Genomic DNA, 19,864 nt, shown 5'->3' on the forward strand with positions numbered 1-19,864 from the left:
TTAATTGAGAACAATTATCAGTTAAAGGAGAAAACAAATGAAAAAATGGTTCGCATTGCTTATCCTTTGTATCATGACGATCACCGCAGCAGCCTGTGGTGCTGCAGAAAATAAACCGGCTTCAAACACAACCAAAAGCAAGTCAGCTGAAGCAGCAGAAACAAACATCAAATATTTAGATCAAACGTACAAACTCAAAACACCAGTGAAAAGAGTCGTCATTGCTGGAAGCCTAGAATCGATGGAAGATGCAAAACTACTTGGTATCGAGCCTATTGGTGCTTCTACTGTCGGCGGCACTTTCCCTGAATTATTTAAAGACATTACAGCAAAAACAGAAGGCATTGGGGAAAAAACAGAACCGAACCTAGAAAAAATCTTAAAACTAAAACCAGACGTGATACTCGGATCAACCAAGTTCCCGCCTGCAACAATTAAAAAACTAGATAAAGTTCAAACGACGATCCCAGTATCACATGTCTCTTCCGACTGGGAAAGCAACCTTTTATTACTCGGTGAACTGACTGGAAAAAGTGAAGAAGCGAAAAGCATCATTTCTGATTATCAGAAAGATCTCAAACAAGCGAAAGAAACCCTGAAAGACAAAAGCAACAACAAAACAGCTGTCATTTTACGCATTAGACAGGGCGACCTGTACGTGTACCCTGAAGACGTATACTTCAACTCTACTTTATATGGGGACTTAGGATTTACAGCACCAAGTGATATCAAAAAAGCCAAAGCACAAGCAATGATTTCATTGGAACGCCTAGGTGAACTCAATCCTGATTATATCTTTGTTCAATTCTCCCAAGAGGAAAACTCATCGAATCCAAATGCATTGAAGGACTTAGAGGGAAATAAAATTTGGAACAGCCTAAAAGCTGTGAAAAATGGACACATCAATGAAAATGTCGTTGATCCTATGCTTCAGGGAGGAACAGCACTAAGCAAAACCACCTTCCTTGATCAGGCTGTCAAATGGCTAGATCAAACCAACTAAAAAGATGCGCATCTTGACAAAGGGCTAAACATTTTAGTCCTTTGTTCTTCTTTTCAGCGGAGCTTGAAAACTTGAAGGAGAGAATACACATGAACGGAACGTTTCTATATGACGAATTGAACGGGCGTCAGCTTGATATTTACCTTCCACCAGACACCTCTATTGATGTTCCAGCTGTCTTTGTACAAGATGGCTCTTCTTTGTTTAGAACCCACCTGCTAGAGATCGAAAGCATGATTGAAGCCAAAACCATCTCGCCAATCATCATCGTCGGTATACACCCCTTCAATCGACTTGACGAATATACACCCTGGAAGGCATCAGCACTGCATTCTGGATTCCCTGACTTTAAAGGTGAGGCACAGACATATGTGTCATTTTTAGCAAATGACTTGCTTCCATATATCAAAAGAGAATACCCAGTTAAACAGACCGGTCATGAACATAGCCACGTAGGTGCTTCATTAGGTGGACTATTTGTTATTTATACCCTATTGATGCACCCTACCCTTTTTCAACATATCGCATCTATCTCTGGGTCATTTTGGTATCAAGATTTTCTACCGTTTGCTAAACAACAAAGCATTCAGTCTGTGGACCACCTTGTCTATTTGTCTGTAGGCAGTGAAGAAGGGAAAGGCAAAACATCGGCCCAACAGCACATGCCTTTATTCAACAAACAACTCCATGATCTTTTATTACAGAAAGGGATGCAGGAACGAAAGCTTCACTTTCACCTTGAACAAGGAGAGGGCCACCATCTGAAACAATTTCAAAAAAATTTCTTATCGGCCATCAAGTGGTTTTATAAAAGAAAACCCAAATTTTTTATCAGCAAGTCACAAAGTCGATATGGTATATTGGAACGTATAGATTGAAAGAGGAGGGATTTGCGCATGAGACCTTTACAAATCTCAGCCGATACCGCACAAAAGCTTGCTGCATCACTCAATGTACCGTTAGAGCAAATCATGCATATGCCGCAGCACATCTTATTAGCTAAATTAGCGGAGCTTGAACAGAAGAAAGATCGTTCTTAAAGAAATAAAGGAGTTTACATTCATGGAACAACAACTAGAAAAATCAACATTTCATCCCCGCAGTACAGGGCAAACCATTTTGCTGATTGCTGGGATTTTACTCATTGCCTTTAACCTGAGGCCAGCCATTACGTCTGTTGGTCCTGTGATCGGTGCCATTCGTTCTGATTTACAGCTTTCAAATGGACTTGCTGGTTTCCTCACGACATTACCACTGCTCTCATTCGCATTGCTATCTCCCATTGCACCTAAAATCGGAAAACGTCTTGGGAATGAACGAACACTTTGGCTTGGGCTTGCTGTCCTGCTCTTTGGGATTGTCATTCGTTCATTTGGCAGCATCACCTTTTTAATGATAGGAACGGCGCTAGTCGGCGTCGGGATTGCGATTTGTAATGTGCTTTTACCTGGACTTGTGAAACATAAATTCCCTGCACATGCTGGATTAATGACAAGCGTGTATACGACATCGATGTCCGTTTTTGCTGCACTTGCATCTGGTGTCAGTGTTCCGCTCAGTCATGCGATGCCTGGCGGCTGGAATACATCATTCCTTGTCTGGGCCGGACTTGCCCTTCTTGCGATGATGGTGTGGGCGCCGCAGCTTCTTCATCAGAACACAGCGGCTGTCAAAAGCATTTCACTCAAAGAGCAGCCAATATGGCGTTCACGTGTCGCATGGCAGGTGACCTTTTTTATGGGCTTGCAATCATTCCTTTTCTACAGCAGTATCGCATGGTTTCCTGATATTTTAACATCACATGGCATGAACTTAGCGACAGCGGGATGGATGCTCTCTATTATGCAGTTCACTGGTCTGCCATCCACCTTCTTAACGCCCGTCTTTGCAGAAAAATTAAAAACGCAAAGACCGCTTGTCGTCGGCCTTGTCCTTGTGTATTTACTCGGCATGATTGGACTCCTTCTCGGAGGGTCGACGCCTATTCTTGTCATCTCTGTGCTATTCATCGGCGTCGGACAAGGGGCCAGTATCAGTCTTGCCCTCACATTTATCGGATTAAGAACAACCAATATGGAACAAGCAGCTGCCCTCTCTGGAATGGCGCAGTCACTCGGTTATTTATTAGCCGCTGTTGGTCCATTCATGATCGGTATCCTTTTTGATGTGACACATACATGGACACCAGCCATTATCATCTTTATCATCGTCCTATTTTTCATGTTTATATCCGGTATGCGTGCTGGACGAAGCGTCTATATTTCAGATCCATCATAAACAAAGAACCCGCCTCACGAGGAGACGGGTTCTTTTCTGTTTATGCTTGTTCTGTGACGTGCACTTTTAATGTTGCTTGTACTTCTGGGTGAAGCTTCACCGGTACATTTGTGTATCCTAGCGCACGGATGGCATCATTCAACTCGATTTTACGCTTATCGAGTTTGATTTGATGTTCTTTTTGCAATTTATCAGCGATTTGTTTGCTTGTAATCGATCCAAATAGACGACCGCCTTCACCTGATTTAGCAGTGAGTTCCACTGTCAGCGCCTCAAGTGTTTCTTTTAATTGTTTCGCTTGCTCAAGCTCTTGGATGGCATTCTTTTTCTCTTTGTTTTTCTGCCCTTCCAATGCACTTAGGTTCGTTGGAGTTGCTTCAACAGCTAACCCTTGTTTGATGAGAAAGTTGTGAGCGTATCCGTCAGCTACATTTTTGACTTCGCCTTTTTTCCCTTTGCCTTTTACGTCTTTTAGAAAGATGACTTTCATCTTTGAACCCCTCCTTCGAAATATTCGTCTATGGCAGCTTTTAACTTCTCTACCGCTTCTTCAATGGTTATACCATAAATCTGGGTCGCAGCGTTAGTCAAATGACCGCCGCCATCTAATGCTTCCATAATGATTTGAACGTTGATATCCCCTAACGATCTTGCACTAATACAGACCGTATCGTCATCTCGCCTTGCGACAGCAAATGATGCTTCAACCTCACTCATCGACAAGAGAGAATCAGCCGTCTGTGCAATCGTAATTTGATCATAATACTCAGATCTGTCAGACGGCAAGGAAGCAATCGCTACCTGATTTTGATACAGCTCTGTATGCTGAATGAGCTTTGCCCGTTTGATGTAATGATCGACTGTCTCTTTCAAAAACTTTTGCACAAGGACAGGATCTGCCCCTTTGGCACGAAGGTAGGATGCTGCATCGAACGTTCTTGACCCCGTTCTGAGGGAGAAACTCTTCGTATCCACGATGATCCCAGCAAGAAGTGCTGTGGCCTCAATCATGTTAATCCGCAATTTCTTCGGCTGATACTCTAACAGCTCTGTCACAAGTTCTGCTGTAGATGAAGCATACGGCTCCATATAGACAAGTAAAGGATCACGAATAAATTCCTCACCACGTCTATGGTGGTCAATGACAACGACGTTTTCAATCTTATTTAGCAGTCGTTCTTCCATCACAAGGGACGGTTTATGTGTATCTACGACCACAAGCAATGTGTCATCCTTTGCAAGCTCCATCGCTTCCTCAGGCGTGATAAAACGGGACCAAAGTTCTTCATAATTCTTAATTTCACTAATTAAGCGTTGAACGCTGTCCCCAATCTGGTTGGCATCAATGACGATGTAACCTTCTTTTCCATTCGCCTGAGCAACCTTTAAAATCCCGATCGAGGCACCGATAGAGTCCATGTCGGGGAACTTATGCCCCATGATCATGACATTACCGCTTTCAGATACAATTTCTTTTAAAGCATGTGAAATGACCCGTGCGCGTACTCGTGTCCGTTTTTCCATTGGATTGGTTTTTCCACCGTAGAATTTCACTTTCCCATTCGGCTGTTTAATCGCTACCTGATCCCCGCCTCGTCCGAGGGCAAGGTCAAGACTCGACTGCGCAAGTGCGCCAAGTTCTTTTAAAGAAGGAACAGACGCACCGATTCCAATACTAAGGGTAAGCGTGGCGCTATGTGCCCCTGTTTTCTCACGAACCTCGTCTAAAATGGAAAACTTCGACGCTTCTAGCTCTGCTAAGATGCTCTCGTTTAATACCGCCATAAATCGTTCAGATGAAATTCTTTTTAGGAAAATGCCATATTCTTGCGCCCAATTGTTTAACAGCGATGTGACTTCACTATTTATCGCGCTGCGCACCTGATCATCGAGACCTTGTGTGACATCATCATAATTGTCTAAAAAGATATAAGATAACACCGTTCGTTCATTTTCATACTGTCTTTCAATCTGCACTTGTTCCGTGACATCAAAGAAATATAAAAGGCGCTCTGACCGTTTAATAATGACTTTGAATTTCCGGTCATTCAGCGTCACATTTTCTGTCTCAACCTCTTGTTTAATAAGAGGCACAATGGATTCAAATGTATCATACAAGGATCTGCCGACAAGTGTGCTTTCATGGAAGCACGAAGCGAGAAATGGATTGGTCCATTCGATATAATACTGGTCATTAAACAGCATAATACCAATTGGCATCTCCATTAATGCTTCTTCTCCAACCTTTTTGACTCGATAGGATAATGTTGAAATATATGAATCAATCTCTTTTTGTACCTGCGTATCTGCCCACTTTAAAAAGTAGAGCACACCCGCAAGGACTAAAAGACCAACCGCTCCTATGATCCAATTAAAATAAAGGTTGAGGAGGACTGTGATCACCGCAAGGACAATTAACGCGAAGATCGGATACTTGATGACAGGTTTTCGATAGAAGCTTGGCACTGATATCAACTCCTCAACATTCAGAGTGAATTATTTGTTTTTACTTTTTCTCTTAAATCAAAGCCTATGTCAGCAATCCCTATAATACGCACAATCACACCGATTGGCGGAAAGAGAATCGTCAATACGACGGCAAAAATGGGTACCACTTTTGAGATGTTTTTTTCGTGGCAATAATAGAAGATAAAAGAAAAGCCCTGAATAAGCACCAGTATAAATAAAATTTGAAAAGCACTCGTTTGCACGAGCGATAAAAAGCTGGCTTTCTCCGGCTGAATCAGCATCAAAAGCAGTGTGAGTAAATAATACCATACCATGCTTTTTGGCAGTCGCATATCCTTAAATTTCTTAAGAGCTGGCATGTCTGGAACAAACCGTTTGATCAACGGCCGCACAAACCAATGATTGACGAAAGACATCAGCGTGACAAAAATCAAAAGCGCTACAGGTAAAGAATTTAATGCCGTATCCTGCATCTCTCTAAACTGCTTGAGTTGTTTTGCTATGTCCTGATCAGAAGCGCCAGATTGTTTTAAGGTACTCTCTACCATGGGCATGATTTGGTCAATTGATTCCTTTGCGACACCCAGTATATCTACTTGAAACAGCTGGACACTGACAACAAAGTAAATGAGAAAACTGAATAAGTAGATCAGCGCACCCGTAATAATAGCCTGACCTGGCTGCCTCCTGCTGTAGAAAACACCCATACCTATTCCAACAGCAATCAACATTGGCGCACTTAACAGCCCATTAATAGACCCAATTAAAAAGCTGATCACTATGCCAATAGCGCCAGCCGCAATTCCTTTTTTCAAGCCATGCCTGATTGTATAGAGAATGATCGGAATCGGAGCAGCCATGAAGAAAATAATGGATAAAAGTGGCACATACAAATAAAACAGCGTCATTACCGCAAAAATACTGATCATGATAGCGCCTTCTACTAACGCTTTTGTTTGTTTCACACCTTCACCTCAATCCAATCATTTTTCTATATCTTGCTCAATGTGTACTTCTATGTATACGTACGATGTACGCTCCGTCATATCTTGACCCAACCTTTATTTTACCATAGCCGCAAATCGCAAGTAAAATGCAGGCTATTCCAAGAACGTTTCACGTGGAACAACTTAGATCGTCTTGTACATGCAACTTTTCAGACAGCATGTTACAATTTTTTAGATTATTCTTAGCTATAAACCCTGAATTCAAGGTCAAAAGCTGTTAGAATAGAAACATCATCAATAAAAGTTAGAAGGAGAATTCACATGGGAAAAACACTCGTATTCGGACACAAAAACCCTGACACAGACACGATTTGCTCTGCTATCGCTTACGCTGATCTGAAAAACAAAATTGGCGTTCAAGCAGAAGCTGTCAGACTTGGAGAAATCAATGGAGAAACACAATACGCATTAGATTTCTTTAAACAAGAAGCACCTCGTTTCATTGAAACGGCTACAAACGAAACAAAACAAGTCATTCTTGTCGATCATAACGAATTCCAACAAAGTGTAAGCGATATTGATCAAGTACAAGTGACAGAGGTCATTGACCATCACCGTATTGCCAACTTTGAAACAAGTGAACCTCTTTACTATCGTGCTGAGCCAGTTGGCTGCACAGCAACGATCTTAAACAAAATGTACAAAGAGCACCAAGTCACAATTGAAAAAGAAATCGCTGGTTTGCTTTTGTCTGCGATCATTTCTGATTCCTTGCTATTCAAATCCCCAACATGCACACAGCAGGATGTTGATGCTGCCCATGAGCTGGCAAAAATCGCAGGAGTAGACCCTGAAGTATATGGTTTAGATATGCTGAAAGCAGGAGCTGACCTAAGCCAAAAAACAGTTCAAGAATTAATCACACTGGATGCAAAAGAATTTGCACTAGGTAACAGCAAAGTCGAAATTGCACAAGTTAATACAGTTGATATTGCTGAAGTAACAGCAAGACAAGCTGACATCGAAGCAAAAATCAATGAAGTTATCGCAGCGAAAGGTCTTGATCTATTTGTTTTAGTGATCACAGACATTCTAGAAAATGACTCTCTTGCGCTTGCCCTTGGTGCTGAAGCAGCAAAAGTAGAAAAAGCATTTAATGTCACACTTGAAAACAACACTGCTTTACTCAAAGGTGTCGTATCAAGAAAGAAACAAGTCGTGCCTGCACTAACAGACGCACTTTCTTCATAAACATCAAAAGACTGCTGACATCTTCAGCAGTCTTTTTTCTTCTTTTAATGAATGTACATATCGCTGACGAGAATATCCTTTAACACGCTTGTTGGAATCGTGAATTCAACTACACCCATGTAACCAGGCGCCACATCATATTCGTTGAAGGAAATCACCAGTTTGCCTTTTGAATTGATATAGAAGCTTTGATCTGGCTGAATCTTCTTAAACGGATCAACCGTATCTTGCTTCGTCATCCAATAAATCTTATTTGAATCCTCTTTCATCTGTTTCTTCATTTGTTCTTTAATATTTTCACTAATCACATCAATATAACGGTCATCTTTAAACAGACTTGGTAATGTAATGAGTACATGGTTTTTCTTATCCACCGTATCATATGTCATTTCCTCTGCCGCAGAAGCCTGAGTCGTCACCTTGTATCGACCTAGTGAAAGAATTTGATCATTATTTGTTCTTACTTCATACCCGCTCTCTACACTCAAATGACCATTTTTATAACCCTTTGTTTCCTTTTCAAAATCTTGATACAGCTTTTTGTTTTCAGCTAAATATTTTTGATTCAGGTTGTCTTGTAATTTTCCGTCCCCAAGCCCTGAAACGTGTGGTGTTTTGAGATCAATATTTGTTCCTTGATCGCTCTTTTTAAATTCTGTGAACGTCACGACTTTCACAAGCTCTCCAATGACGGGTACTTCTGAAATCGCTCTTGCTGCCTGCGGACTGACATTTACAGTGGTGACAAATAAAGCAGCCGCAGCAACAAGTCCGATCGTCCATTTCTGAAAATGAGGTTTCTTGTTTTTTCGTTTTAATGTCCGTTCAACCATAGCATCGTATTCCGGGGGAATAGGGATTTCTAGATATTCCTCTTTTAATTGCTCCAAATGCTTATCCATTTATATTTCCTCCTGCGATAATTCTACTTTTAAAAGCCGCAACGCCTTATATAATCTTGTTTTAATGGTGTTTTCATTTTCTCCAAGAATATGAGCAATGTCCTCTAGCTTTAAATCCTCAAAGAATCTTAATATAATGATGGCCCGATACATCTCCGGCAAATCTTCTATCGCCCGTCTGACATCTTGATCCTCATAGACATCCGATTCACCCTGCGATAAAAATTCAAGCGTGTCATCGTCTGTCACTTGCACACGCTTCTTCTTTCGTAAAAAGTCGAGGGCAGCGTTTACGACGATTTTATAAAACCAGCTATGCATCTTGGTCGCATCCTCTAATCGGTGAACAGATTTGAGTGCTTTATGAATCGCCTCTTGAACGACATCCATCGCATCTTCTGGGTTTTTGACATAGCTATAGGACAATCGATAAAAACTGTGTTTATGCTCCATTACGTAATCCGCAAATTGATCATCAATCTTTCGTTTCTTCATTTTACAAAGAGCTCCTTTATCTTAAATGCGCATCTGTTATTTCTTACATTGGATAGACGCGCACCTGTTAAAAATAGTTTGCGCTCCATTATTTTTTTAACATGTCATCCCATTTACGTTTCTATACAAAAAGAGCGAACCTGACGGGTTCACTCTTTTAAAGCCGTTATTTTTTGATAAACAAATGGTTTAAGTGGTGATAGCGGATGAATGATGGACACTCCTGTTTCCTGCTCCACCTGCTTTGCAGCGTGAACCATCGAGAGCTGCATCACACAAATATCTCCATGCTGCTGCTTCACAGATTGCCTTAACTGTTCCATGATTCGCTCATGATAGGCTTGTATATCACCGTTCAAGCAAAGATGAAAGACATCCTCTAGCACAACCACTTCTGCCTTCAACTGCTTTCCCCGCTCTTTTACATATGAAGACAGTCGCTTCATCGTTCCTTCTACTGTATCTGGGTTTGAAAACACCAGCTGAAGCGGACCCTCTCGCTCACAAATCTGCTCAAATAACGGCTCATCTATCGGAACAATTGGTTGTTTGAACAGGTGCTGCTGCTCCCCCAAAGCCGCAATGTATTGTGTACACGTTAATAAAACAAGATCAGCCTCTCCTTCTTGCATGAGTCTGTTGATGGCATAGGTTTGCTGCTGCTCAAGATCAAATGCGGAATCTTGTTTGGCTCGTTCCATAAAGGTTGAATCGACGATGTGATGCAGATCAAATCCTGTGTCATAGAAAGCGTCGTCAATGTAAGAAATATTAGATGGATGTGCGTGAAGGCAGTGTAATCGAATCATTAGGTCCGCTCCTCATAAAAGTTTTCACTCATTATATCAATCCTTGTATGAAATAGGGCGCAACATGACCATATTGTTAGGGAGATATTGAAGGAGGGATTCTACCTTGAAAGAAGATCAACAGCCTACATCATCTTCAGAGTCAGAAGAAACCTTGACGAATCGCCAAGGTCACCCGGTAACAGATAATCAAAACATGAGAACCGTTGGGAATCGAGGACCGACTACGCTTGAAAACTACGATTTCCTAGAGAAAATCAGTCATTTTGATCGTGAACGCATCCCTGAACGTGTCGTTCACGCACGAGGTGCCGGCGCACACGGATACTTTGAAGCCTACGGTACATTCGGTGACGAACCCATTTCCACTTATACAAGAGCCAAATTATTTCAGGAGAAAGGAAAAAAGACCCCTGTCTTCGTTCGATTCTCTTCTGTTATTCACGGCGGACATTCACCAGAAACTTTACGCGATCCACGGGGATTTGCGATCAAATTTTATACAGAAGACGGCAACTGGGATCTTGTTGGGAACAACCTCAAAATTTTCTTTATTCGAGATGCTTTGAAATTCCCTGATTTGGTTCATGCCTTTAAGCCTGATCCTGTCACAAATCGTCAGGATGGCGAGCGCATTTTTGATTTCGTTTCACAATCACCTGAAGCAACACATATGGTGACATTTCTCTTCTCACCATGGGGCATTCCCGCCACATACCGGCACATGCAAGGCTCTGGCGTCCATGCCTATAAATGGGTGAATCATGAAGGAAAAGCAGTACTGGTCAAATATCACTTTGAACCAAAGCAAGGAATTCGCAACCTGACACAAGAACAAGCCCAAGCCATTCAAGGGGAAAACTTTAATCATGCCACACAGGATTTATATGAAGCCATTGAACAAGGGGATCATCCTGAATGGGAAGTATACGCGCAAATCATGGAAGATGACACCCACCCCCATCTAGACTTTGATCCACTCGATCCGACAAAGCTCTGGTACAAGGATGACTATCCATGGAAACCGATCGGACGAATGGTGCTAAACAAAAATCCAGAAAATTATTTTGCAGAAGTGGAACAGGTTGCCTTTGGGACGGGGGTTCTTGTAGACGGATTAGATTTCTCAGATGATAAATTGCTGCAAGGGCGTACCTTCTCTTACTCTGATACGCAGCGATATCGTGTCGGGCCAAATTATTTACAGCTGCCGATCAATGCACCGAAAAAGCATGTTGCCACCAATCAGCGAGATGGGCAAATGGAATATCATGTGGATCAAGGAAAAGGACAAAACCCCCATGTGAATTATGAACCGTCCATTCTCGGAGGATTAAAAGAAGCACAGCAAGATGAAAAGGATCATACGCCTTTTGTAGAGGGTGAAGTCAAACGAGAAGCCATTGACCGCCCGAACAATTTCGGACAAGCGGGAGAAACCTATCGCCGCTTCAATGATTGGGAACGTGAGGAACTGATTAAAAACTTAGTCAACACCTTAGCTACCTGCCAAAAAGACATCCAAGACCAAATGATCGAAAACTTTACAAAAGCTGATCCTGACTACGGAAAACGTGTGGCCGATGGCTTAAAAGCCTTCAAACAAGAGGAGCCAAGCGGACCAATTGGATCAACAGGCGCGGCACAGGCTGTCAATGATGCGATCAACAACAGCACCTCTTCAGATCCTTATTAATGAAAAAAGAATGCAGCGGAGTGGCTGCATTCTTTTTGTATACATCTATTAAGCGTTTTGACCTTTTTTGATCCATTCTGCTACATTCACTGTACGTTTCGCCTGATGTTTTGCGGCTGCTTCTGCATCCTCTTGGATCTTTCCATTTTGGTCAACAGTCACACTCACACCATAAGGGTTACCCCCTGCGCCGTATAGGGAATCATCCGTGTAGCCAGGAGCGGCAATAATGGCTCCCCAGTGGAACATCGTTGTATACAGGCTCAGAACCGTCTGCTCCTGTCCGCCATTTGGGTTTTGTGCAGATGTCATCGCACTCACTGCTTTGTTTGCTAGTTTCCCTTGGAACCATAAACCGCCTGTTGTGTCTAAGAATTGTTTCATTTGAGCCGGTAAGTTACCGAAACGTGTCGGCATGCTGAAAATAATGGCATCTGCCCACTCTAAGTCACTTAACTGAACCTCAGGGACATCTTTTGTTTCATCTAAATGTGCTTTCCATGCTGGATTTGATGCAACAACTGCTTCTGGTGCCAATTCAGGAACCTTTAAAATTTTGACTTCAGCACCAGCTTCTTTCGCTCCAGCCTCAGCCCATTTTGCCATCTGATAGTTTGTACCTGTTGAACTATAATAAATAATCGCTAGTTTTACGTTTTCCACTTGTTCCATCTCCTTTTGTTTGGTTTGTCCAAATAGCTTCTGTAAAAATCCCACCTGTATTCCCCACCTTATTTAAATTGACGACGATACCACAATGCCGCAGCATCGACTTCTTCTCTCGTTAGCTGATGTCCACGATTTTCCCAATGAAGCGTTACGGAAGCTCCCGCCTCCTGAAGCAGTTGCTCCAATTCCTGAGATTCCTCAGGACGGCACATTGGATCATTTTCACCAGCTGCTATAAAGACTTGTTTCCCCGCTAATGAAGGTAATGAAACCCCTCGTCTTGGGACCATAGGATGATGCAGGATCGCTCCTTTCAGCGCATCTCCGTAATGGAATAACAGACTTCCAGCAATGTTCGCCCCGTTTGAATAGCCGATGGCTACAACATTGTGACGATCAAATCCATACTTATCTGCTGCTTCCCCGATAAATGTATATAATTCCTCTGTACGCGCAATTAAATCTTGCTCATCAAAAACACCCTCTGCCAAACGTCTGAAAAAACGCGGCATGCCGTTTTCTGATACATTCCCTCTCACACTAAGAACAGATGCTTCAGGGTCTACCACTTCTGCAAGCGGCAATAAGTCATGCTCTGTCCCACCAGTTCCATGCAGCATGAGAAGGACAGGTTTTTGTTCATTCTTTCCTTTTTGAAAAAGATGCTTCATCATGAATCTCCTTTCCCTTTGATTTCTCTTACCTCAATCGGCAGCACGATTTGTTCAATCTGACTACGCTGAGCCTCATATTGCGGTGGCAGTTTCAACGCTTCACCCATCGTTTCCACAGATTCATCGTGTGCAAACCCTGGAGGATCGGTCGCAATCTCAAATAATATGCCGCCAAGCTCTCTAAAATAAATCGCATTGAAATAATTTCGATCTTGCACAGGCGTCACTTGATATCCGCTTTGCGCCACATGTCTTTGCCAATCTAATTGATCCTGATCATCCGTTGCTCTCCACGCAATATGATGTACAACACCTACGCCCATACGTCCTCGTGCAACAGGTGTCTTGTTCACATCAATCACATTGCCGATTTCTCCAAACGAACGGAATCTCACATAATCTCCTTCTGTGCCGACTTTTTCAAGTCCCATCGTTTGCTCTAGCAGCTGCATCGTTTGCTCAGGCTGTGAAGTTAATAAAACAGCTCCGCCAAACCCTTTAATCGCTACTTCTGGTGTCACCCCATTAAATGTCCAGTCATTCTGTTTTCCTTCTTCACGCTCTACAAGTTCTATCAATAAACCGTGCGGATCTTCAAATGAGAGAAAGGCCTCACCAAAGCGTTCAATCATTTCATAAGAAACGTCAAACTGCTCAAGGCGTTCCTTCCAAAAAGAGAAGGCACCGGTCGGTACGACATATGTTGTCACACCTACTTGACCTGCTCCAATTTGTCCCTTTTGTGCACCTGGCCAAGGGAAAAACGTAATAATGGTACCTGGAGAACCTCCTTCATTTCCAAAATATAAATGATATGTGCCTGGATCATCAAAATTGACGGTCTTTTTCACGAGACGAAGACCTAAAACACCTGCATAAAAATCAACGTTCTCCTGAGGATGACCAACAATTGCTGTGATATGGTGAATTCCTTCTGTTTTCTTCACTTCTAATGACCTCCTCTTCATGACGTAACATGTCCCTACTCATTATGTCTTGACTGATGCTTTTATATTATCTCGAATTCGAGATATATGATCAAAAAATATATTTATCTCGAATTAAGGATATTCTTTTTTGAAATAGATGTCAATGATTTTTGTTTTTTTCTTTTCAAAAGCAGGCCGCTTTGTATATAGCAGACCTGCTTCCCCTTGATTATTGAAGCAATTTTTTCTTTTTTAAATAGGCTTCGGCTACTTGAAATGCATCTTTCCCCTTCACATTGACTTCGTAATTCATTTCTCTCATCTCATCATCTGTGATTTGACCAGCGAGCTTGTTGAGAGAGGCCTCAATCTCAGGATACTCTTTTAATGTCTCCTGTCTTAGCAAGGGCGCTCCTTGATAGGGCGGGAAAACATGCTTGTCATCATCAAGCACCTTCAACTTGTATTGTCTCAATTCACTGTCTGTCGAATACGCATCGACCAACTGAATATTCCCTTTTTGAATGGCTCGATATCGAAGTTTCGGTTCCATCGTGACCACATCGTCAAAAGAAAACTGATAAGCTTTTTGAATGCCTAAATATCCATCCTGACGATCAGAAAACTCTAAAGTAAAGCCAGCACGTATACGATTCTTGATTTGACCCAGATCTGAAATCTTTGATAAATCATATTGATCCGCTAGTGATTGAGGCACGGCTAAAGCATATGTATTGTTATAAGCCATCGGCTGAAGAAGCTGAAGCTGAAAGGATGACGCCAAACCTTGGCGCGCTTGCTCATACACTTTTTCCTTATCCGTGCTTTTCGCTGTTTCTTTCAGAAATTCAGAAATCGCTGTCCCTGTAAATTCAGGATAGATGTCAATATCACCAGACCGCAGTGCTTGAAAAACAAAGGACGTCTTACCAAGACCAGGCTTAAGATTGACTTGGATATCTGTATCCTGCTCAATTAAAAGCTTATACATGGAGATCAAAATTTCAGGCTCTGACCCCAGCTTCCCTCCAATGGTGATCTCTTTCTTTTCTTGTTGAAACAGCAATGGGGCAGCGACAACTGCTCCTGCTATTACAGCAAAGACCGTTACAGAGATCACGGTTTTTTTAAAGGAGATTTTCTCAAGTGTCCGCAAGACCACATCAAATAAGAGCGCAAGTAATGCAGCTGGAATAGCACCAATGATGATCAAAGACATATCATTTCGATCAATTCCAAGCAGAATCAGACTCCCTAATCCACCTGCCCCAATAAGAGCTGCAAGAGTGGCTGTCCCTACAATAAGAACCATCCCTGTTCGGATACCTGCCATGATCACAGGCATAGCAAGAGGGAGTTCTACTTTTAATAAGCGTTTGCGGTGATTCATTCCCATAGCAAACGCCGCTTCCCGCAGCGACGGATCGACCTCACGAATGCCTGTATATGTGTTTCTTAAAATAGGGAGCAGAGCATAGACGACAAGAGCGATAATTGCGGGCACTTGACCAATCCCAACGAGAGGAATCAGCAGTCCAAGCAGCGCCAAAGACGGAATTGTCTGCAAGACAGCCGTCACCCCAATGATCCACTCTGCTATCTTAGGGACTCTCGTTAAATAAATCCCTAAAGGAATGGCAATCAAAATCGCTAGAAATAACGCAATGAAGGAAATTTGAATATGCTCAAGTAAGGCGTGTCCGAGCTGATCTTTTCGAGCCCATAGCACACTAGTCCATTCATTCATGTGTCTCGCCCCTCTCAGCAGAAGTACCGGCTAAATACTGAATCACCGCTTGACGAGTGATGAGCCCGATCCGTTCCCCATCCTTCTCAACAACAAGCTCTTCATGCTCTGCCAGTCGAGATAGAACCTCTTCCAGCGTCGCATGGATGGAGACCGCCTCATCGCCTAACAGATCATCTTGAGGCATGGGCTGAGAAATAGTTGTCAGCTCAAATGCTTGATGGTCTACATGACGGGCAGCTCCTGAAACAAACTCCCGCACAAATGGATTCACTGGATGCTGAATCAATTCCTCTGGGCGTCCAACCTGCACCACTTTTCCTTCATTCATCACACATATCCGATCTCCAAGCTTCATGGCTTCCTGCATATCATGTGTCACAAAAACGATGGTCTTTTGAATACGGCGCTGTAACTCAAGCAGATCATCTTGTAATTTCTCTCTCGTCAGTGGATCTAACGCACTAAAAGGTTCATCCATCAGGACAATCTCAGGATCAGCAGCAAGTGCCCGTGCTACGCCGACTCGCTGCTGCTGTCCTCCTGAAAGCTCTGCTGGCTTTCGATGTCGATAGGTAGAAGGCTCAAGCCCCACCATGAACATCAACTCATCAACACGCTGATTCGTCTCAGTCCGCTTCCATTGTTTCAGCTCTGGCACTACAGCAATATTCTCTTCTATGGTCATATGAGGGAACAACGCTATTTGCTGAAGCACATAACCAATATCCCAGCGCAGCTCATAAATATCATAATCGCTGATGGTTCGACCCTTTATGTAAATCTCACCTTCTGTAGAAGAGATGAGACGATTGATCATTTTCAAAGTCGTCGTTTTCCCGCTCCCACTAGGTCCAATCAATACAAAAAATTCACCTTTCTGAATCTCCAAATCAACAGATTGAACGGCATACCGGTCATCAGAAAACTGCATCGATACATTCTTAAATTCAATCATCTTCCCACGCCCTGACTGCAAGTATATTTTAAAATACCAATATGACAGATTAACCTAGTATTTGTATAGAACAAACTGTCACGTTGACTCTCTTTTTACATACTTCCCCTAGTTAGACTGCCAGAAACGACTTTCTCATAAAAGTGAGACAAATAAAAAAAGCGAAGAGCTCAAGGCCCTTCGCTTTTAAGTCAACGACTTACTCACCAGTAACGTATGGAAGTAATGCCATTTGACGTGATTTTTTAATCGCTAATGTCAATTTACGTTGATACTTAGCGCTAGTTCCTGTTACACGACGAGGTAAAATTTTACCACGCTCAGAAACAAACTTTCTAAGAAGATCAACATCTTTGTAATCGATGTGCGTGATTCCGTTAGAAGTAAAGAAACATACTTTACGACGTTTCGCACGACCGCCTCTGCGTCCACCTGCCATTTGTTTTCACACCTTTCCTTTGGTCATTTTTTTCAGATCAATTAGAATGGCAAATCATCATCGGAGATGTCAATCGGTTTACCATCATTCGCAAATGGGTCATCATTGAAGCTATTTCCCTGATTACGATTTTGGTTGTTTTGATTGCCATATGGATTTTGACTTGGTTCATTTCCAAATGGATTCTGATCATTTTGGCTACCGCCATAATACTGGCCTCCGCTATTGCCACCGCCGCTGTATCCACCTGAACCAGCACCGCCGCTTTTAGGCTCAAGAAATTGAACACTTTCAGCTTGAACTTCTGTCACGAAGACACGCTGTCCTTGCTGGTTTTCATAGTTTCTTGTCTGCAAGCGACCGTCTACACCGGCAAGACTTCCTTTTTTCAAGAAATTAGCCACGTTCTCGGCTTGTCTTCTCCAAGTAACACAGTTAATGAAATCGGCTTCACGCTCTCCAGATTGATTCGTAAACGTACGATTCACAGCTAGAGTAAACGTGGCTACAGCCGCACCATTAGGCGTGTAGCGAAGCTCAGGGTCTTTTGTTAGTCTTCCGACCAATACAACACGGTTTAGCATATTGAAAGACCACCTTTAAATATATATTTCAATGATTTATTCTTCTTCTTTAACAACAATGTGACGAATGATATCGTCACTGATCTTAGCTAAGCGGTCAAATTCTTGAACTGCTGCAGCGTCAGATTGAACGTTTACGATTTGGTAGAAGCCTTCACGGAAATCGTTGATTTCGTATGCAAGACGACGTTTACCCCAATCCTTTGTTCCAGTGATCTCCGCACCGTTAGAAGTTAACACGTTATTAAAACGGTCGATAACTGCTTTTTTAGCCTCATCGTCAACTGTTGGGCGGATGATGTACATAACTTCGTACTTTCTCATCTGATTGCACCTCCTTTTGGTCTAAGCGGCCCTATACGGGCAAGGAGCAATAAATTATATTACTCACAATTGTATATTATAACAAATTACTTGGCCTATGACAAGAACCTATACGTTAAAACGGAAATGAATGACGTCTCCATCTTTCACTATATATTCTTTACCTTCTAAACGAACTTTACCTGCTTCTTTTGCAGCAGACATACTTCCGCCAGCTAGTAAATCTTCATAAGCAACCGTTTCAGCACGAATAAATCCACGCTCGAAGTCCGTATGAATGATTCCAGCACATTCTGGTGCCTTCATTCCTTTTTTAAATGTCCAAGCGCGCACTTCTTGCTCACCTGCTGTGAAATACGTAGCTAAGCCAAGAAGTGAATAAGATGCTTTAATCAACTGATCTAAACCTGATTCTTTGATGCCTAGCTCTTCAAGGAACATTTGCTTCTCTTCTCCTTCAAGCTCTGCAATTTCAGACTCAATCTTCGCACAAACGACGATGACTTCAGCGTTTTCGCCAGATGCAAACTCACGAATTTGCTGTACATATTCGTTTCCGTCCTGATCTGCTACTTCGTCCTCACTCACATTTGCTACATACAGAATAGGTTTTGACGTGAGTAAATGAAGCTGCTTCACAAGCTTCTGCTGCTCATCTGTAAATTCAACCGATCTTGCAGATTTTCCAGCTTCAAATGCGTCCTTCAGCTTTTCCAAAATATCAAATTCAGCTACCGCTTCCTTATCTTTTTGTTTCGCAAGCTTACTCACACGAGTTAAACGCTTTTCAACCGTTTCTAGATCAGCCAAAATCAATTCTAAATTAATCGTTTCAATATCTGACACTGGGTCAACCTTACCTGACACATGTGTAATGTTATCATCAGCAAAAGCTCTCACCACGTGACAGATCGCATCTACTTGACGAATGTGAGAAAGGAATTTATTTCCTAAACCTTCTCCTTTAGATGCACCTTTCACAATACCAGCAATATCAGTGAATTCGAAAGCAGTCGGAACTGTCTTTTTGGGCTGCACTAATTCTGTCAGTTTTTGCAAACGCTCGTCTGGAACTTCTACAATTCCGACGTTTGGATCAATGGTACAGAACGGATAGTTAGCAGACTCCGCTCCAGCCTGTGTAATTGCATTAAATAGCGTTGACTTCCCGACGTTAGGTAAGCCAACAATACCAGCTGTTAAAGCCATTCTTTCATCTCCTCTATATGAAACGTGCTCGTTATACTGCGTAATATGAACCTAGAGCAATTATAAGTAGGTTTACATGAAAAGACAAGCTAACCATCATGCATTTTCAATAGAAGAAACATTACCAAAAAGACTAAATCGGAGCTTTAAAATGAGAAATTGCAGCTGTTTCTCTGAACAAAAGACAAATTTCATCAAAAAAGCATGAGGCCTACTTAAGCAGTTGGCTCCTCATGCTTGACGAGAATTTTCTTCATTTTTCGTTCAAAATCTCTTCTTGGGATCATCACGCTGTGCCCGCACCCTTCGCATTTAATACGAATATCCATGCCCAAACGAATGACTTTCCACCGATTGGCACCACATGGATGGGGCTTTTTCATTTCAACGACGTCATGTAACCCAAATGCTTTGTCTGCCATCAGCATTCACCTCTCTTGCTCACTTCATTAAATCTATTGTACAAAAAAACGACGATAGAG

At 42.3% G+C, this 19,864-nt stretch carries 22 protein-coding genes; 6 read left to right on the forward strand and 16 right to left on the reverse strand.

What is annotated here, in order from left to right; translation table 11 throughout:
* The first annotated feature begins 37 nt into the window (after window positions 1-37).
* The 4 genes from V7L95_RS07085 to V7L95_RS07100 all read left to right on the forward strand — a co-directional run bounded on the left by V7L95_RS07085 (window position 38) and on the right by V7L95_RS07100 (window position 3,280).
* A complete protein-coding gene (locus V7L95_RS07085; RefSeq protein ID WP_017359887.1) occupies window positions 38-1,003 on the forward strand; it encodes an iron-hydroxamate ABC transporter substrate-binding protein in 966 nt (321 codons plus the stop codon).
* Window positions 1,004-1,092: 89 nt separating this feature from the next.
* Window positions 1,093-1,881 carry an alpha/beta hydrolase-fold protein gene (locus tag V7L95_RS07090; protein ID WP_017359886.1) on the forward strand — a complete coding sequence of 263 codons (789 nt, stop codon included), beginning with the start codon at window positions 1,093-1,095 and terminating at the stop codon, window positions 1,879-1,881.
* 18 nt (window positions 1,882-1,899) lie between these two features.
* Entirely contained in the window at window positions 1,900-2,043 is a 144-nt protein-coding gene (locus V7L95_RS07095; RefSeq protein WP_008347524.1) for a YycC family protein, read from the forward strand.
* Window positions 2,044-2,065: 22 nt separating this feature from the next.
* Entirely contained in the window at window positions 2,066-3,280 is a 1,215-nt protein-coding gene (locus V7L95_RS07100) for an MFS transporter (RefSeq protein WP_017359885.1), read from the forward strand.
* A gap of 40 nt (window positions 3,281-3,320) precedes the next feature.
* On the opposite strand, the gene rplI is transcribed toward V7L95_RS07100, so the two are convergent.
* Genes rplI through V7L95_RS07115 form a run of 3 tightly spaced genes read right to left on the reverse strand, consistent with a single transcriptional unit; the run spans window position 3,321 to window position 6,714 of the window.
* Window positions 3,321-3,770, reverse strand: coding sequence for a 50S ribosomal protein L9 (rplI, locus tag V7L95_RS07105; RefSeq protein ID WP_007497423.1), 450 nt, complete (start codon window positions 3,768-3,770; stop codon window positions 3,321-3,323).
* The gene (locus tag V7L95_RS07110; protein WP_017359884.1) at window positions 3,767-5,746 is read right to left on the reverse strand and encodes a DHH family phosphoesterase; all 1,980 of its coding nucleotides are present in this window, start codon (window positions 5,744-5,746) and stop codon (window positions 3,767-3,769) included. The genes rplI and V7L95_RS07110 overlap by 4 nt, the downstream gene beginning before the upstream one ends.
* Window positions 5,747-5,766: 20 nt before the next feature.
* Complete coding sequence (locus V7L95_RS07115; RefSeq protein WP_236810167.1) at window positions 5,767-6,714, reverse strand: YybS family protein; 948 nt, start codon at window positions 6,712-6,714, stop codon at window positions 5,767-5,769.
* Between the two features lie 303 nt (window positions 6,715-7,017).
* Here V7L95_RS07115 and V7L95_RS07120 point away from each other — a divergent pair, with 303 nt between their 5' ends.
* Window positions 7,018-7,947: a manganese-dependent inorganic pyrophosphatase gene (locus tag V7L95_RS07120; RefSeq protein ID WP_340968653.1), complete on the forward strand. Its 930-nt coding sequence runs from the start codon at window positions 7,018-7,020 to the stop codon at window positions 7,945-7,947.
* A 44-nt stretch (window positions 7,948-7,991) separates the two neighbouring features.
* On the opposite strand, the gene V7L95_RS07125 is transcribed toward V7L95_RS07120, so the two are convergent.
* From V7L95_RS07125 to V7L95_RS07135, 3 genes are all read right to left on the reverse strand, one after another.
* Window positions 7,992-8,849 (reverse strand): DUF3298 and DUF4163 domain-containing protein, encoded by an 858-nt coding sequence (locus V7L95_RS07125; protein WP_156061482.1) that lies wholly within the window; start codon window positions 8,847-8,849, stop codon window positions 7,992-7,994.
* On the reverse strand, window positions 8,850-9,344 hold the full coding sequence (locus V7L95_RS07130) for an RNA polymerase sigma factor (protein WP_035704097.1): 495 nt from the start codon (window positions 9,342-9,344) through the stop codon (window positions 8,850-8,852).
* A gap of 149 nt (window positions 9,345-9,493) precedes the next feature.
* Window positions 9,494-10,153: a hypothetical protein gene (locus V7L95_RS07135; RefSeq protein ID WP_017368458.1), complete on the reverse strand. Its 660-nt coding sequence runs from the start codon at window positions 10,151-10,153 to the stop codon at window positions 9,494-9,496.
* A 106-nt stretch (window positions 10,154-10,259) separates the two neighbouring features.
* On the opposite strand from V7L95_RS07135, the gene katX reads away from it, so the two are divergent.
* Window positions 10,260-11,849: a catalase KatX gene (gene katX / locus V7L95_RS07140; RefSeq protein WP_340968661.1), complete on the forward strand. Its 1,590-nt coding sequence runs from the start codon at window positions 10,260-10,262 to the stop codon at window positions 11,847-11,849.
* Between the two features lie 48 nt (window positions 11,850-11,897).
* Here katX and wrbA read toward each other — a convergent pair whose 3' ends face one another.
* The 10 genes from wrbA to V7L95_RS07190 all read right to left on the reverse strand — a co-directional run bounded on the left by wrbA (window position 11,898) and on the right by V7L95_RS07190 (window position 19,804).
* Window positions 11,898-12,521, reverse strand: a complete 624-nt coding sequence (gene wrbA / locus V7L95_RS07145) for an NAD(P)H:quinone oxidoreductase (RefSeq protein ID WP_045034926.1) — start codon at window positions 12,519-12,521, stop codon at window positions 11,898-11,900.
* A 59-nt stretch (window positions 12,522-12,580) separates the two neighbouring features.
* Window positions 12,581-13,192 carry an alpha/beta hydrolase gene (locus V7L95_RS07150; protein ID WP_050826815.1) on the reverse strand — a complete coding sequence of 204 codons (612 nt, stop codon included), beginning with the start codon at window positions 13,190-13,192 and terminating at the stop codon, window positions 12,581-12,583.
* Entirely contained in the window at window positions 13,189-14,139 is a 951-nt protein-coding gene (locus tag V7L95_RS07155) for a ring-cleaving dioxygenase (protein ID WP_017359878.1), read from the reverse strand. The genes V7L95_RS07150 and V7L95_RS07155 overlap by 4 nt, the downstream gene beginning before the upstream one ends.
* Window positions 14,140-14,350: 211 nt before the next feature.
* Window positions 14,351-15,868, reverse strand: a complete 1,518-nt coding sequence (locus V7L95_RS07160; RefSeq protein ID WP_340968666.1) for an ABC transporter permease/substrate-binding protein — start codon at window positions 15,866-15,868, stop codon at window positions 14,351-14,353.
* A complete protein-coding gene (locus V7L95_RS07165) occupies window positions 15,861-16,826 on the reverse strand; it encodes an ABC transporter ATP-binding protein (RefSeq protein WP_025208340.1) in 966 nt (321 codons plus the stop codon). The genes V7L95_RS07160 and V7L95_RS07165 overlap by 8 nt, the downstream gene beginning before the upstream one ends.
* A gap of 199 nt (window positions 16,827-17,025) precedes the next feature.
* The gene (rpsR, locus tag V7L95_RS07170; RefSeq protein WP_008347556.1) at window positions 17,026-17,265 is read right to left on the reverse strand and encodes a 30S ribosomal protein S18; all 240 of its coding nucleotides are present in this window, start codon (window positions 17,263-17,265) and stop codon (window positions 17,026-17,028) included.
* Between the two features lie 41 nt (window positions 17,266-17,306).
* Window positions 17,307-17,849: a single-stranded DNA-binding protein SsbA gene (gene ssbA / locus V7L95_RS07175; RefSeq protein WP_007497456.1), complete on the reverse strand. Its 543-nt coding sequence runs from the start codon at window positions 17,847-17,849 to the stop codon at window positions 17,307-17,309.
* A gap of 36 nt (window positions 17,850-17,885) precedes the next feature.
* Complete coding sequence (rpsF, locus tag V7L95_RS07180) at window positions 17,886-18,173, reverse strand: 30S ribosomal protein S6 (RefSeq protein ID WP_008347557.1); 288 nt, start codon at window positions 18,171-18,173, stop codon at window positions 17,886-17,888.
* A 108-nt stretch (window positions 18,174-18,281) separates the two neighbouring features.
* Window positions 18,282-19,382: a redox-regulated ATPase YchF gene (gene ychF, locus V7L95_RS07185; protein WP_007497458.1), complete on the reverse strand. Its 1,101-nt coding sequence runs from the start codon at window positions 19,380-19,382 to the stop codon at window positions 18,282-18,284.
* Window positions 19,383-19,597: 215 nt separating this feature from the next.
* The gene (locus V7L95_RS07190; protein WP_008347561.1) at window positions 19,598-19,804 is read right to left on the reverse strand and encodes a DUF951 domain-containing protein; all 207 of its coding nucleotides are present in this window, start codon (window positions 19,802-19,804) and stop codon (window positions 19,598-19,600) included.
* Window positions 19,805-19,864: the final 60 nt, after the last annotated feature.

The sequence above is a fragment of the Bacillus sp. PPSBB_11 genome, assembly GCF_038023285.1.
Taxonomy (GTDB): domain Bacteria; phylum Bacillota; class Bacilli; order Bacillales; family Bacillaceae; genus Bacillus; species Bacillus altitudinis.